The following is a 14,376-nucleotide window of genomic DNA, read 5'->3' on the forward strand; positions in this document are numbered from 1 at the left end:
GACCTACAGGATAATCTCACGCTTTTTTACTCGGCACTTTTCCGCAGTAATGATTGCTTTGATCTCAGATACAGCCAGGTCAACCGCGCCCTCTTTGTTTACCACCACATAATCAAACTGAGATAGCTGTTTTACCTCTCCGCGAGCAGTTTTTACACGCAGGGCCAGATCAAATGGAGTTTCCGTGCTGCGTCGATCCAGCCGGCTGACAAGCTCTTCAATAGACGGCGGTATAATGATGATAGATACTGCCCCCGGCAGGATTTTTTTGATGGTTGCTGCTCCCTGGATATCAACCTTTACTATTGTATCCTGCCCGTTCCCCAAGGCTTTTTGAACCGGTCCCCGAGGCACCCCGTACCAGTTCCCGTAAACATTAGCCCACTCCAGTAATTCTTCTTTCTTGATCATTTCCTGAAATTCTCCCGGGGAGACGAAGTGATAGTGCTCATTATCTCTTTCGTTAGACCGCTTACATCGTGTAGTCACCGTGGTGACATACTGCAGGGGATAGCCGGACTGTCTTATCCTGCTCAGAAGAGCATCTTTGCCTACACCTGACGGACCGGAAAGGACTATCAGTAAAGGTTTTGCTTGCGGATCAAAAGGAGGCTGATTTTCACGGCTCACATTTTTCATCGCCCGGATCTAGCTTTAGCGCAGGGTTTTCTCGACTGGCTTGTAGCCGACCAGCAATGGTTTCCGGAGCCAGGGCTGCCAGAATAATATGTCCGTTATCGGTGATGATGACGGCCTTAGTTCTCCTGCCGTTGGTCATATCAATCAGTAGCCCCTTGTTTCTACCTTCCTGAACAGTACGTTTGGTAGGTGCTGAGTTCGGCGAAACTATGGCAATAACTCTGTTCATGGCTATGATATTGCCAAACCCAATATGAACCGGCTCCATAATCATTGTAAACACCTCAGAAATTAAGTAGTTTATATCTCTATAGTGCTTAATATCTTACACTTTTACCGACGATTACGCAACTGTTCTTGACATAGCTTCACCTTTACAATACCATAGCATAATCACCCGTTAAACAGAATTAACCCCGGCGGGATCGGCTTTCGATAAAGGAGGCTCAATGTTTAAAAAAATTCTGGTTTGTCTCAACGGCTCCGATCTTGCGGAGCAGATTTTACCCTATGCTGCCGAGGTAGCCCAGCTTTCTGGCAGTAAGGTTGTGCTTCTCGCGGTGACTATTCCACCGGGTGCTGTTGTCCAGCCGTTAATCGGTTACTACCACGCCACCCCGCTGGAAAGGATCCAGAGAGACGAGGAAGTAGCCGGAGAATATCTAAAACGTGTGGCAAGGAGACTGCGCAGGAAACGGCTTCACGTGGAGTGCGTCACTCTACCCGGAGACCCCGGTAAGACTATTGTCAGCTATGCTGCCCAGAATGATATAGACCTTATCGCTATGGGTACCCATGGGCAGAGCGGCTTGGGGCGGCTGGTCTTTGGTAGCGTAGCAGACTTTGTACTGAGGCATTCGGAGTTACCTATCCTGGTGAGAAAACCCGAGTACACCAAGAAATAAATGTCCTTCGGGTCATATTCAATTCATCTTCCTGACCGGAAAAGTAAGCCGGGTAAAATAGGTTAAGAGAGGCAAAATCACCCTTCTTTTTCATCGAAAATTCTAGTAGAATAGATTTTGATGGCAAAAGAAGAACTAACTCCTATCCGGCGGCAGTACCTAAAGATAAAGCACGATTACCCCCAGGCTATTGTCCTCTTCCGGCTGGGAGATTTCTATGAGACCTTTGACAGCGACGCCGAGCTTACCTCCCGTGAGCTGGATATTGTCCTGACTTCAAGGGAGATGGGTAAGGGGCACCGGATACCCATGGCCGGTATTCCTCATCACGCCCTGGATAATTATCTGGCGAGGCTTATTAATCGTGGCTATAAGGTTGCTATATGTGAGCAGGTTACCAAACCCGGTGAGAGTAAAGGCATTGTTGAACGTAATGTGGTGCGGGTGGTAACACCGGGAACAGTCATTGAACCAGGCCTTCTCAATAGCCGAACCAATAACTATCTGGTTAGCCTTGTTCTGGATGATGAAGCAGCGGGTATTGCCTACGTTGATATCACCACCAGTGATTTTGCGGTCACCCAGACACCTCTTGATCGGGTTAACGCCGAACTGGAGCGACTCAAGGCTTCAGAGATTATTACAGCGAACAGTTCTCAGTTATCCGATCTGGAACTATCATTCCCGTTAAGCCGCCTTGAAGATTATTGGTTTGAAATCAATGAGGCCCGACAAACATTACTCAAGCACTTTGGAGTAGCCTCTCTTGACGGCTATGGATGCAGTCACCTCCCCCTGGCAGTGAGAGCTGCCGGCGCCATTATTAGTTACATTCGGGAAACGCAGAAGGGAGTTCTGGGACAGCTAACCCGGCTTACTACCTATTCGACAGATTCGTTCATGGCACTCGATGCACAGACCCAGAAAAATCTGGAGCTGTTTCACTCTGGCCGAGAGCAGCGAACCGATGGCTCTCTGCTCTCGGTGATCGACCTGACCAGAACACCGATGGGGAGCCGACTGTTAAAGCGCTGGTTAGGGCAGCCTTTACTTGACATAACAGAACTAACTAAGAGGCAAGACATAATAAACTGGTTCTTCGATAACACATTGATTCGCAATCAGACAACTTCCTGGCTCGATAAGGTGGTTGACCTGGAACGGTTGATTAACCGGATCAGGAGTGATGTAGCTACTCCCCGTGAGTTAATCAGCCTGAAGCAAGGTCTGGAGATTATCCCCAAGCTGATCGAAGTAATCGATGCTGATAATGAAGATAGCGCCATCGGATTGCTCAGAAAAGAGCTCAGGCCCCGCCAGGATGTTATTGATTTAATTACAGAGGCAATAGAAGATCTACCACCATCTTCCTTAAGCGCCGGAGGCGTAGTGCGAAGAGGGTTCTCCGAGGAACTGGATAGCCTGCGTCTGGTAGCTAAGAATGCCAAGCAGTATCTGGCTAATCTAGAGCACCAAGAACGGGAGAAGACCGGGATCAAGTCGCTCAAGGTCGGATTCAATAGGGTTTTTGGCTACTACATTGAGGTCTCTAAGGCTAACCTCGGTCAGGTGCCACAGAGTTACATTAGAAAGCAGACCCTGGTCGGTGGTGAGCGTTTTTTCACGCCCGAACTAAAGGAGTACGAGTCCCTGATTCTGAATGCCCGTGACAGGATTGGTGAACTTGAAGCGGGTATCTTTCGCCGAATATGCTGCCAGGTATCTACAGCCAGCGAGCGTATTCTAGCCGTCGCCAGTGTCCTGGCTAATCTCGATGTCTTCTCCAGCCTGGCCGAGGTGGCAGTAAATCACAGTTATGTCCGACCAAGGTTGACCATGGACAGTGAAATAGTTATTAAGGGGGGACGTCACCCGGTAGTAGAGAGAGGAGTATCGACAAACAGCTTTGTACCAAATGATACCTATCTCTCCAATAGTGATAACCAGCTTATCGTCCTTACCGGACCCAACATGTCCGGTAAGTCAACCTATTTGAGACAGGTTGCCTTAAGCGTTCTGTTAGCGCAGATAGGAAGCTTTATTCCTGCCGAATCCGCTACCATCGGTCTGGTTGACCGTATATTTACCCGCATCGGCGCCGGAGAAGATATCGCCGCCGGTCAGTCAACCTTTATGGTAGAAATGGTGGAGACAGCCAACATCCTTAATAACGCCACACAGCGCTCGTTGATTATTCTGGATGAAATCGGGCGTGGTACCAGTACCTATGATGGACTTTCGATTGCCCGGGCGGTTTGTGAGTATATCCATAATAATTCCCGGTTGGGAGCCAAAACCATCTTCGCCACCCATTACCATGAACTGGTGGAATTAGCCAGTGTTCTACCCAGGGTAAAAAACTTCAACGTAGCGGTAACCGAAGAAGGCGGCAGGGTGGTCTTCTTATACAAGATTGTACCGGGTGGGGTTGACAAAAGCTATGGCATCCATGTTGCACAACTGGCCGGCTTGCCCAAGCCGGTAGTGCAGCGGGCTAATGAGATACTGAAGGAAATGGAAGAAGGCAACAGCAAGGAGACAACAGCACGAGAAAGACTAGGGCGAAAGAAAGAGACAGCCCGGCAGACATCGTTCTTCGGGCCAAAATCGCCGGTGGCAGAAGAACTGGAAAGACTTGACATAAACTCCCTGACACCGCTGGAGGCAATCAACAAGCTCTACGAATTGCAGAAGAAGGCGAGGGATGGGTAGCGCGGCAGACTATTACCCAAATAGATAGGCTCCGGGAAGGCGGCAGCGGTAATTTGACAGCTATCCGGTGCTGCCTGGTATTAGTGCATAATGTTATAGTAATTAATAAACTGAAAATATAGAAAGGGACATGAGAAGATGGGAAGAGTAGATGATAAGGTTGCCCTGGTAACCGGCGGTGCCACCGGCCTCGGAGAAGCTGATGCCCGTTTGCTGGCTAAGGAGGGAGCCAGTGTTATCATTACGACCAGGAAGAAGGTGGAGCAAGGACAGGCGGTGGTTGAAGAGATAAGAAAGGAAGGCGGAGAGGCCACTTTTCTTCAGCTTGATGTATCGAAAGAGGATGATTGGAAAAGGGTAATGAACGAAGTAGTTAAGAAATACGGTAAGCTCAATATTATCGTCAATAATGCCGGGATTTCCGTGGTGAAGAATGTTGAAGAAACCTCCCTGTCCGATTGGAATGCGGTAATGGACATTAATTCGACCGGAGTCTTCCTGGGGACTAAATACGGAATTGAGACGATGAAGGATAGTGGCGAACCGTGCTCGATAGTGAACATATCATCCGTTGAGATCCATATCAACGAGCCTGACTTTTTCGCCTATAATGCCGCTAAGGGTGCAGTGAGGAGCATTACCAAAACGGCAGCGATTCACTGTTGTGAAGCCGGGTATAACATCAGGGTCAATGCCATCTACCCGGGCTACATCTACACCCCGATGCTTGACGGGGAGGCCAGAGACTACGGACTGACCAGCGCACAGTACATGGCACAGCTAGCCGAGAAATACTGCCCCATAGGTCATGTCGGGGAACCGATGGACATCGCCTATGCTGTCCTTTATCTCGCTTCCGATGAATCTAAATTCGTTACCGGGGCAGACTTTATCATCGATGGCGGTATCGCGGCAAAGTAACCTGTAGCAACGAAAACCGGGCCTAGTCTACGCTTTCGACTACGTAGTTTCTCAGGATCCCAATCTCGGCTATACGTATCTCTATCACGTCACCGGGGCTCATCGGCCCGATGCCGCTGGGAGTACCGGTGGCAATAACATCCCCGGGTAGCAGGGTCATAATACCGGATATAAAGCTCACCAACTCCGGGACGGAGAAAATTAAATCGCTGGTACTGCCTCTTTGCTTTGACTGACCGTTAAGATAGGTCTCAATGCAGATATTGCCGGGATCAAGCTCGGTCTCGATGCAGGGACCAACAGCAGCAAAGGTATCAAAACCTTTAGCCCGGGTCCACTGCCCGTCCTGTTTTTGAAGATCACGCGCGGTGACATCGTTAAAACAGGTATAACCCAATACATATTCCAGGGCCTTTGCCGCCGCTACTTGACTTGCTACGGCTTTCATCACTACGCCGAGTTCCCCTTCGTAATCAACCCTCTTTGAAGAACGAGGGTAGATGATTTTACCCTCGGGACCGATTACTGATGTCGACGGCTTCATAAAAAGCAGCGGGTTAGCCGGGACGGGCATTACCAGCTCCCGGGCGTGGCTGTAGTAGTTAAGCCCTATTGCCACTACCTTGGATGGCGAGCAGGGTGCCAGAAGTCGGACATCATCAATGTTATAGTAGCGGTCAGACGGCTCCAAACCGTCATAAGGATTACCAGCGACAGCTTGGATAACCTTCTCTTCCAGTATTCCGTATTCAGGCTTCCTGCCGGTAGCAAAACGGATGATTTTCATTTTAACGTTGAGTTTACCAACCTTTCTTTTGGATTTCAAACCCCTCCAGTACCGGCAAAGACTCTCCCGGCAATTGCCGAATACAGCATAATAAGCCGATTTAGGACAGGTGCGGCTTGCAGAGGATTTCCTTGACCTTAAGGTTGAAGAAATTATGGGAATTCACCGGCCTTAACAAGATGGCAGTATCGGCGCCATGACCTGTGCCGCCGATAGAGATAACATCCTCATCGGTACGTACCAAGCCGCTATCAGCCGCCATCAGGGCTATTTCACAGGCAACCTTCACTCCCTGCCCAAAGACGCGCAGAGTATCGGCGATTATCATCCCCAGGACATAGGTATTATACTTATTACGCATCGCGGCACTCAGCCCGCCGAAGGCATGGGCCGTAGTCAGTATGACACCTTTCTTACTCTCAATGATCCGCCTGTTCTCTTCCTTGAATTCCTGACTTTCGGCTTCCCGCAGTCCGGTAACGTGGCTGACTATGATAACCTCCACCCCCGTGATGACATCAATAGCCCTTACCGCAGTAGCGCCGCTTGTCGATGCTACCAGAATTTTCTTAATATCCAGCTCCTCCGCTCGCTTGCGAGCGATACGGAGAGTCGCCTCGGTAGTCTCGCTACCGGGATGTTCAAAATATACGGTCCTTAATTCCATTACCCGGTTGTACCCCCCTTCTAATGTGCCGCAGTTACCCTGTTATTCTATCACATCCCCGTTGCCTGACTATATCGACTATGGTATATTTATCTGGTGGACGGTGAAATTTCTTTCATAACATCGGGTACGGTTACCACGCCCCAAGGCTTCCTGGCCGGGGCTACCTATGCCGGACTGAAAAAGAAGAAGGTAAAAGGTATCCTCGATCTGGCTATTCTCTCTGCGGAACGTTCCTGCACCGGAGCGGCTCTATTCACTACTAACAGGGTCAAGGCAGCCCCGGTGGTGCTATCCCGGCAGCGTCTACAGTCAGGCAAAGTAGGGGCGGTAGTAGTAAACAGCGGTTGTGCCAATGCCTGTGTTGGTGAGGAAGGTATTAGAGATGCCGTCGAGATGGCAGATTTGGCCGCCCGGAATCTCGGGGTATCCCCGGATACTGTTTTGGTTGCCAGTACCGGCGTAATCGGCAGACGACTACCGATGGACCTTATCAAAGCTGGCATCAAGCGCATTAAGGTCTCCAGAGACGGCGGGCATGATCTGGCACGGGCGATAATGACTACCGATACCGTTCCCAAGGAAGCAGCAGTAGCGGTCAGCAGTGACAACGGTAATTTTGTTATCGGTGGTGCGGTCAAGGGCTCGGGAATGCTTCACCCCAACCTGGCTACTTTCCTTTGTTTTTTGACTACCGATGCTGCCGTAGAGCCGGAATTCCTCAAACACGCTCTGCAAAAAGCGGCTGACGTTTCTTTTAATATGGTTTCTATTGATGGGGACACCAGCACCAACGATATGGCACTGATTATGTCTGACGGAATGGCGGACGTCACAAGCACCATTTCGCCAGGGGATTACCATTCCGAGATTTTTCAAGAAGCCCTTAACCGAATCTGTATCCACCTGGCAAAGAGCATCGCCCGCGATGGTGAGGGAGCAAACCGGCTTATTGAAATCAATGTTAGCGGGGCGGCCAGCATTGCCGACGCCAGACAGGTAGCCAAGACAATAGCAACATCGTCTCTAGTGAAGACAGCGGTACACGGCAAAGACCCTAACTGGGGCAGAATCCTGGCCGCGGCCGGTCGTAGCGGCGTTGAGATAGTAGAATCGAGGATCGGCCTATCTATCGGGAATATCTGCCTGGTAAAAGCAGGCTGCCCGGTATCCTTTGATGAAGCGGAAGTAGCAAGAATAATGGGCAACAGTGAGGTAGTGATAAACCTGGATCTTAACCTGGGTAGAGCTGAAACCACTGCCTGGGGTTGTGACCTGTCCAAGGAATATGTCGCCATTAACAGCGAATACACGACTTGAGTTTTAGTTACTCAAGACAGAAATAAGGGGTGTCTATTGAGCAGAGTTACCGTAATAAAGATTGGCGGGTCTACCTTAGGTAGCCATGATACCGCCCTGACTGATATCGTTGAGCTTCAGAAACAGGGCATATCATTGGTTATCGTGCATGGTGGTGCTAATGTGGTAACCGATTGGCTGAAGCAACAGGGAGTGACCACCAGTTTTATCCGCGGCGAACGAGTAACCGATGAAACAGCCCTCAAAATGGTAGCTGCCGTGCTCGGCGGCCTGGTCAATAAGGAAATTGTCGCTGCAATTAATAGCCAGGGTGGAAAGGCAGTCGGTATCAGCGGTATCGACGGAGCACTAATCCAGGGCAGAATCAGGAATAAAGAGATGGGGTACGTCGGTAACGTGGTCAGGGTAAACACAGATCTCCTGGATGCCCTGCTTGATTCTGGATTCGTCCCGGTGGTCTCCCCTCTCAGTCTACACTCGTTTGACAGACCGGATGATACCCCGTTAATGCTTAATGTTAATGGCGATACCGTAGCCGGTGAAATTTCTGCTGCCATTGGTGCGGAAAGGCTTATCTTTCTCACCGATGTTGCCGGTATCAGCGACAGTTCGGGCAGATTTATCCCGGCGCTGTCACCGCATGAAGCCGAGGCTTTACTGACTTCAGGTGTAGCTTCAGGAGGAATGATTCCCAAGATTAAAGCCTGCTTGAAGGCTTTATCCAATAGTTCGACTACCTGTATTATTATGGATGGCAGAAAGCCGCACGCTCTGCTCAAGCAAATCAACGGTGGTAGTAGCAGCACCACGATAAAGGTTATTTAGTTAATATGAATACTGGAATGAGCCACTGGCAGGAGCTTGAAAACAGGTACTTTATGCATACCGTGGAACGGACACCCCTGACCCTGATCAAGGGGAAAGGGGCATGGGTCTGGGATGAGAACGGCCGGAAGTACCTCGATTTTGTCGCCGGTTGGGCAGTTGACAGCCTGGGACACTGTCACCCGGCAGTAACCAAAGCAGTGATTGAACAGGTACAGACACTCATCCATACCTCGAACCAGTTCTATACTATTCCCCAGGTACAACTGGCGGAGATCCTCGTTCAGTATAGTTGCCTGGACAGGGTCTTCTTCAGCAATAGCGGAGCCGAGGCTAATGAAGGCGCGGTGAAACTGGCCCGGCGCTACGGGAAACGATACCGAGACGGGGCCTATGAAGTAATTACCGCCAGCAGCTCGTTTCATGGCCGTACACTGGCCATGGTGGCTGCTACCGGCCAGGAAAAGCACCAGCAACCCTACCTCCCCCTACCGGATGGTTTCACTCATGTGGAGTATAATGACATCGAAGCGATAAAAGCGGCTACTAAGGAAAAGACTTGCGCTGTGATGCTGGAACTGGTGCAGGGTGAAGGTGGAGTAAATATGCCCGATAAGGATTACCTGACTGAGGTGCGGGCATGGTGTGATAAGCAGGGCATTCTTCTCATTCTGGATGAAGTCCAGACAGGGGTGGCCCGACTGGGGACGCTTTTTGCCTATGAGCAGTTTGGCATCGAACCTGATATAATGACACTAGCCAAGGGGCTGGCCAGTGGTATCCCCATCGGAGCCACACTGGCCAAGGATAGGGTATCCGTATTCAGTCCTGGAGAGCATGGCTCTACCTTTGGCGGCAATCCGGTGGCGTGTGCCGCCGGGTACGCGACACTGAAGTTCATTATCGAAAATGATGTCGCCGGAAACGTCAGGGAGACGGGGAACTATCTGGCGTCCGGACTGGAGAAGCTGAAGCAGAAGTTTTCCTTTATTACTAATGTTCGTGGGCGTGGGCTACTATTAGCCATGGAGTTTAACAGTGATATTGCCCAGCCGGTGCTGATGGCCTGTCTTGACAAGGGGCTGTTGGTCAACCGGTTGAAGCCAAACACACTGCGTTTTATGCCTCCTCTAATCATCGGTAAAAGTGAGGTTGATGAAGCGCTGGGCATCCTGGAGCAGGTACTGGCCGGTCGTATTGCTTAAGAGCGGAGCTGTCCTATGGACATCGATAAGATCATCAACGAGATAGAAGAGGGAAGAGGTTACGGCAGCGAGCAGTATGTTACCGTGGGCGGTATGAATATTCGCTGCTCAGTGAGTGGCGATGGTCCTCCTCTTCTGTTGCTTCATGGCTTCGGAGAATTCCTGGAAACCTGGGACTTCAATTTCCACTTCTTGAGTGAACACTGCCGGGTATATGCCATGGACCTGCCCGGGCACGGCCTGTCTGACAAGCCATACCTCGATTACAAGGTTTCTTTTTTTACTGACTTTGTGATCGGTTTTATGGACAATTTCGGGATTAACCATGCCAATATCATCGGACACTCTTTCGGCGGCGCCATTGCCGCAAGTGTTGCCGCAAGCTTTCCGGAGAAAGTTGATAAGCTTGTCCTGGAATCCTGCTTCGGTTTGAGTAACGATATATCCCTGCTTCATAATCTGTGCAGTATGCCGGTAATGGGTAGCGTCGACAGCACGGAACCTGCGGTGAGGTCTGCCCTGGAGCACAGGGTAAGGATGGAATTCTATAATCCGGATTTCGTCGCCCGTGAGATAGCCGGAATGAGCTATCGGTTTATGCAGATGAAAGAGGCAAGTCGGGTGATGCTGAACATTATGCATAACTGGGTAGGCGTTAACGGCCTTAAGCCTGAGGTAGTCATGATAGACAAACTACACCTGATCAAATCACCTACTCTGTTCATCCATTGTGAGCAGGATAGGATCCACCCTGTCAATCTATCTCAAAAGGCTTATCGTCTCATTCCCAAAAGCAGCCTGAAGGTATTCAACGAGTGCGGCCATTGCCCCCATATCGAGAAAGCCGCCCAGTTTAATGAAGAGGTACTAGCATTTCTGGAGCGGGGTTGATTTCACTACTTTATAATGGAGGTTTATGATGTCGGGCAAAGTAGTATTGGCTTATAGCGGCGGGTTGGATACATCGGTAGCCATCAGATGGCTCAAGGAGAAATACGATCTGGACGTGATCGCTGTCTGCATTGACGTCGGCAATGAGCGGGACTTTTCACTAATTCGACAGAAAGCGCTTGACATCGGCGCTATCAAGGTATCGGTAATAGATGCTAAGAAATCATACATCAGCGACTATGTTTTCCCTGCATTGCAGGCTAACGCCATTTATGAAGGGCAGTATCCCCTGGCTACGGCTCTAGCCCGTCCTCTGATGGCCAAGCTGCTGGTAGAAGTGGCACGGGAGGAAAACGCCCAGGCAGTGGCCCATGGCTGTACCGGTAAGGGAAATGACCAGGTAAGATTCGATGTAAGCTTTAACGCTCTGGCACCGGAGCTCAAGATAATTGCCCCGGCCCGGGAATGGGGGATGACCCGCCAGCAGACCATTAGCTATGCTCAAAGTCACGGTATACCGGTGCCCATCACCGTAGCCAGTCCCTACTCAATCGATGAAAGCCTCTGGGGTAAAGCTATCGAGTGCGGTGTACTTGATGACCCCTGGGCCGAGCCCCCCGAGGAGGCATTTACCTGGACAAAATCACCCGATGCAGCCCCCGATGTGGCGGACTATGTCGAGATTGGTTTTGAAAGTGGTATTCCGGTCGCCATGGATGGTAAGAAGATGGATGGCGTCAGCCTGGTCAACCGATTGAACGAAGTGGCCGGGGGACATGGTATCGGCCGGATCGACCATGTGGAGAGCCGGCTGGTAGGGATAAAATCAAGAGAAGTATACGAAGCACCGGCCGCGGTAGTACTGCTTCAGGCACACCTCGCTCTGGAAGTAATGACGCTATCCCGGGACCAATTGCGCTTCAAACAGAGGGTAGCTCAGGACTATGCCGACCTTATCTATAACGGTCTTTGGTTTACGGCACTACGCCAGGACTTAGATGCCTATATCCGGTCTTCCCAGCGTTTTGTCAGCGGCACGGTGAGATTGAAGCTGTTCAAAGGGTGCTGCCGCGTGGTCGGGCGAAAGTCCCCGTTCTCGCTATATAAGCATAGTTTGGCCACCTATGATAAAGGTGACGAGTTTGACCACAGTGCCGCCGTCGGTTTTATCCACCTCTGGGGACTTCCGGCCAGGACTCAGGCACAGGTACAGGATACCAAATAGCCGGATGATTACCGGTATCGGTTAACATTATAGATATAGATTCAAACAGGGGGGAGAGAAATGAGTCTTATTCGGAGCCGTTTTCGTAAAGCGGCCAATAAGCTGGTAGCAGAGTATACCGTCTCTACCCATTTTGATTGGCGATTGTACCCGCAGGATATTGCCGGCAGCATTGCTCATGCCAGGATGCTGGCCCGCCAGCAGATAATCTCGGAAAGAGAGGCTGAGGCTATTACGGAAGGCCTTGATGCTATCCGGGAGGAGATAGAGCAAGGCAAATTCCAATTCAAGACCGAACTTGAAGATATTCATATGAATATTGAATCCCGTCTCATCGAGAAGATAGGCGAAGTGGGCAGGAAACTGCACACGGCCCGGTCGCGAAATGACCAGGTAGCCCTCGACCTGCGTCTCTTCACCAGGGAAAAACTCTCAGAGACCCTGGACAGCCTGAAGGATTTGCAGCAGGCGATAGTCGGACTGGCCGAAGCCAATAAGAGCATAGTGATGCCGGGGTATACTCATTTACAACCGGCGCAGCCGGTGCTGTTAGCACATCACCTGCTGGCCTATTTTGAGATGCTTCAGCGGGATAACGACCGGTTTCGCGACTGTCTCAGGCGGGTTGATGTTATGCCTCTGGGGAGCGGCGCTGTCGCCGGCGTAACCTATAATGTGGACCGCCATTTTTTGGCCCGTGAGCTGGGTTTCAGCCGGATAAGTCAGAACAGTATGGATGCTGTTTCGGACCGGGACTTTGTCCTGGACTATGAATCGGCAGCCAGCCTTTGTATGATGCACCTTTCCCGTCTGGCGGAGGAAATTGTTCTGTGGTCTTCCCATGAGTTTGGCTTCATCGAACTTGATGAGGCTTATGCTACCGGTTCTAGTATAATGCCGCAAAAGAAGAATCCGGATATTGCTGAACTGGCCAGAGGGAAGACGGGACGGGTGTATGGCCGGCTTACTGCCATGCTGGTCACTATGAAGGCACTGCCCCTGTCCTACAACAGGGACTTGCAGGAGGATAAGGAGGGTCTTTTCGATACCATCGATACGCTGCTATCCACCCTTAAGGTATTTACCGGTATGATCAGTGCTATTAAGACCAGTGCGAAAGATACCGAACGGGCACTTAAGCGTGGCTATATCCTGGCGACCGACCTGGCTGACTACCTGGTCAGGAAAGGGGAATCTTTCCGCTCGGCGCACGGTATAGTAGCCGGACTGGTGGGCTATGCAGAGAGAAAGGGTAAGTCCTTCAGTGAGCTTGACTTAAACGAATACAAGGAGTTTTCGCCGCTGTTTGAAGAAGATGTCCGCTCTATTAGCATCATGTCTTCTCTGACAGCCAGGGATGTCATCGGCGGTACCGCCCCGGAACAGGTGGAGCAGGCACTGGCCATCGCTAAAAAGATACTGAACGAGGCCGAGTATTGAAAGACATTCCTAAAGTCAAGCTTGCTCCGTCTATCCTCTCCGCCGATTTCGGCCGCCTTGGTGAACAGGTAGCCGAAGCCTCCGCTGCCGGGGCCGATTATATCCATGTTGACGTAATGGACGGGCACTTCGTACCTAATCTGACCATCGGGGCTCCGGTGGTAGCTGCTATCCGCCCCTGGACCAAACTCCCCCTGGACGTTCATCTCATGATCGAGGCACCCGAGCGGCAGATTAAGCACTTCGCCGACGCCGGAGCGGACATTATCACGGTTCACATTGAGACCTGCCCCCATATCCACCGTATCGTAGAAACAGTTAAGGGACTGGGGGTTAGAGCCGGGGTATCTCTTAACCCGGCTACACCGCTGGATATGCTTGACGAAATTCTTCCTGAGATCGACCTGGTTCTGGTGATGACGGTTAACCCCGGCTTCGGTGGACAGACCTTAATCAAAGGTACGCTGGATAAGATAGCCCGCCTGCGGAACGAGCTTGACCGTAGAGAATTAACGGCAGAACTGGAGGTGGATGGGGGTATCAATGTCGAGACAGCCCCCAGGGTAGTGAAAGCAGGGGCAGTGGTATTGGTAGCCGGAGCAGCAGTGTTTAACTCGCCAGGAGAGATTAAGGAATCCCTGGCAGCGATACGAACCAGCATCAACCAGAGCTTGATATGAGGTTTGGATTGGCTGGGGAAGAAGGATTCGAACCTTCGCTCACGGATCCAGAGTCCGCTGTCCTACCACTAGACTATTCCCCAGCGTGCTAAAATTATAGCGGCTGGAATGTGATAAGTCAAAAATGAACAATCTGGGCTATTTAGGTTATCTTGGATT

General features: G+C 50.8%; 14 protein-coding genes and 1 tRNA gene. 10 read left to right on the forward strand and 5 right to left on the reverse strand.

The genetic code is table 11. The annotated features are described in order from the left end of the window. Nucleotides 1-3: 3 nt before the first annotated feature. Together PHI12_00760 and PHI12_00765 are read right to left on the reverse strand one after the other, a co-directional pair. Complete coding sequence (locus tag PHI12_00760; protein ID MDD5509340.1) at nucleotides 4-639, reverse strand: guanylate kinase; 636 nt, start codon at nucleotides 637-639, stop codon at nucleotides 4-6. Further along, nucleotides 620-913, reverse strand: coding sequence for a DUF370 domain-containing protein (locus tag PHI12_00765; GenBank protein ID MDD5509341.1), 294 nt, complete (start codon nucleotides 911-913; stop codon nucleotides 620-622). The genes PHI12_00760 and PHI12_00765 overlap by 20 nt, the downstream gene beginning before the upstream one ends. 175 nt (nucleotides 914-1,088) lie before the next feature. Here PHI12_00765 and PHI12_00770 point away from each other — a divergent pair, with 175 nt between their 5' ends. The 3 genes from PHI12_00770 (at nucleotide 1,089) to PHI12_00780 (ending at nucleotide 5,177) form a co-directional block, all read left to right on the forward strand. After that, nucleotides 1,089-1,544 (forward strand): universal stress protein, encoded by a 456-nt coding sequence (locus PHI12_00770; protein MDD5509342.1) that lies wholly within the window; start codon nucleotides 1,089-1,091, stop codon nucleotides 1,542-1,544. Between the two features lie 120 nt (nucleotides 1,545-1,664). Continuing rightward, nucleotides 1,665-4,256 (forward strand): DNA mismatch repair protein MutS, encoded by a 2,592-nt coding sequence (gene mutS / locus PHI12_00775; protein MDD5509343.1) that lies wholly within the window; start codon nucleotides 1,665-1,667, stop codon nucleotides 4,254-4,256. 138 nt (nucleotides 4,257-4,394) lie between these two features. Then, nucleotides 4,395-5,177, forward strand: coding sequence for an SDR family oxidoreductase (locus PHI12_00780; protein MDD5509344.1), 783 nt, complete (start codon nucleotides 4,395-4,397; stop codon nucleotides 5,175-5,177). Between the two features lie 22 nt (nucleotides 5,178-5,199). Here the strand turns inward: PHI12_00780 and PHI12_00785 are convergent, their stop codons facing one another. Further along, nucleotides 5,200-6,003: a fumarylacetoacetate hydrolase family protein gene (locus PHI12_00785; GenBank protein MDD5509345.1), complete on the reverse strand. Its 804-nt coding sequence runs from the start codon at nucleotides 6,001-6,003 to the stop codon at nucleotides 5,200-5,202. 61 nt (nucleotides 6,004-6,064) lie between these two features. Further along, complete coding sequence (locus PHI12_00790) at nucleotides 6,065-6,631, reverse strand: pyruvate kinase alpha/beta domain-containing protein (protein MDD5509346.1); 567 nt, start codon at nucleotides 6,629-6,631, stop codon at nucleotides 6,065-6,067. A gap of 96 nt (nucleotides 6,632-6,727) precedes the next feature. Between PHI12_00790 and argJ the strand changes: the two genes are divergently transcribed. From argJ to rpe, 7 genes are read left to right on the forward strand one after another with little or no spacing between them, the layout of a single operon-like run. Beyond that, nucleotides 6,728-7,951 carry a bifunctional glutamate N-acetyltransferase/amino-acid acetyltransferase ArgJ gene (gene argJ / locus PHI12_00795; GenBank protein MDD5509347.1) on the forward strand — a complete coding sequence of 408 codons (1,224 nt, stop codon included), beginning with the start codon at nucleotides 6,728-6,730 and terminating at the stop codon, nucleotides 7,949-7,951. Nucleotides 7,952-7,987: 36 nt separating this feature from the next. Then, nucleotides 7,988-8,776, forward strand: coding sequence for an acetylglutamate kinase (gene argB / locus PHI12_00800; protein MDD5509348.1), 789 nt, complete (start codon nucleotides 7,988-7,990; stop codon nucleotides 8,774-8,776). Between the two features lie 5 nt (nucleotides 8,777-8,781). Continuing rightward, entirely contained in the window at nucleotides 8,782-9,981 is a 1,200-nt protein-coding gene (locus PHI12_00805; protein MDD5509349.1) for an acetylornithine transaminase, read from the forward strand. A 15-nt stretch (nucleotides 9,982-9,996) separates the two neighbouring features. After that, complete coding sequence (locus tag PHI12_00810) at nucleotides 9,997-10,872, forward strand: alpha/beta fold hydrolase (GenBank protein MDD5509350.1); 876 nt, start codon at nucleotides 9,997-9,999, stop codon at nucleotides 10,870-10,872. A gap of 28 nt (nucleotides 10,873-10,900) precedes the next feature. Beyond that, nucleotides 10,901-12,097: an argininosuccinate synthase gene (locus tag PHI12_00815; GenBank protein MDD5509351.1), complete on the forward strand. Its 1,197-nt coding sequence runs from the start codon at nucleotides 10,901-10,903 to the stop codon at nucleotides 12,095-12,097. A gap of 60 nt (nucleotides 12,098-12,157) precedes the next feature. Beyond that, nucleotides 12,158-13,537, forward strand: coding sequence for an argininosuccinate lyase (gene argH / locus PHI12_00820; GenBank protein MDD5509352.1), 1,380 nt, complete (start codon nucleotides 12,158-12,160; stop codon nucleotides 13,535-13,537). Further along, nucleotides 13,534-14,217, forward strand: coding sequence for a ribulose-phosphate 3-epimerase (gene rpe / locus PHI12_00825; protein ID MDD5509353.1), 684 nt, complete (start codon nucleotides 13,534-13,536; stop codon nucleotides 14,215-14,217). The genes argH and rpe overlap by 4 nt, the downstream gene beginning before the upstream one ends. 9 nt (nucleotides 14,218-14,226) lie before the next feature. On the opposite strand, the gene PHI12_00830 is transcribed toward rpe, so the two are convergent. Continuing rightward, a tRNA-Gln gene (locus PHI12_00830) sits at nucleotides 14,227-14,300 on the reverse strand. Nucleotides 14,301-14,376: the final 76 nt, after the last annotated feature.

The sequence above is a fragment of the Dehalococcoidales bacterium genome (genome assembly GCA_028716225.1).
Classification (GTDB): domain Bacteria; phylum Chloroflexota; class Dehalococcoidia; order Dehalococcoidales; family UBA5760; genus UBA5760.

Excerpts from the sequence above, each read along its gene's own strand:
- mutS (MDD5509343.1), top strand. The coding sequence starts at position 1,665 with ATGGCAAAAGAAGAACTAACTCCTATCCGGCGGCAGTACCTAAAGATA.
- PHI12_00780 (MDD5509344.1), top strand. The coding sequence starts at position 4,395 with ATGGGAAGAGTAGATGATAAGGTTGCCCTGGTAACCGGCGGTGCCACC.
- PHI12_00765 (MDD5509341.1), bottom strand. The coding sequence starts at position 913 with ATGATTATGGAGCCGGTTCATATTGGGTTTGGCAATATCATAGCCATG.
- PHI12_00815 (MDD5509351.1), top strand. The coding sequence starts at position 10,901 with ATGTCGGGCAAAGTAGTATTGGCTTATAGCGGCGGGTTGGATACATCG.
- PHI12_00810 (MDD5509350.1), top strand. The coding sequence starts at position 9,997 with ATGGACATCGATAAGATCATCAACGAGATAGAAGAGGGAAGAGGTTAC.
- PHI12_00770 (MDD5509342.1), top strand. The coding sequence starts at position 1,089 with ATGTTTAAAAAAATTCTGGTTTGTCTCAACGGCTCCGATCTTGCGGAG.
- PHI12_00790 (MDD5509346.1), bottom strand. The coding sequence starts at position 6,631 with ATGGAATTAAGGACCGTATATTTTGAACATCCCGGTAGCGAGACTACC.
- PHI12_00805 (MDD5509349.1), top strand. The coding sequence starts at position 8,782 with ATGAATACTGGAATGAGCCACTGGCAGGAGCTTGAAAACAGGTACTTT.
- argH (MDD5509352.1), top strand. The coding sequence starts at position 12,158 with ATGAGTCTTATTCGGAGCCGTTTTCGTAAAGCGGCCAATAAGCTGGTA.
- PHI12_00760 (MDD5509340.1), bottom strand. The coding sequence starts at position 639 with ATGAAAAATGTGAGCCGTGAAAATCAGCCTCCTTTTGATCCGCAAGCA.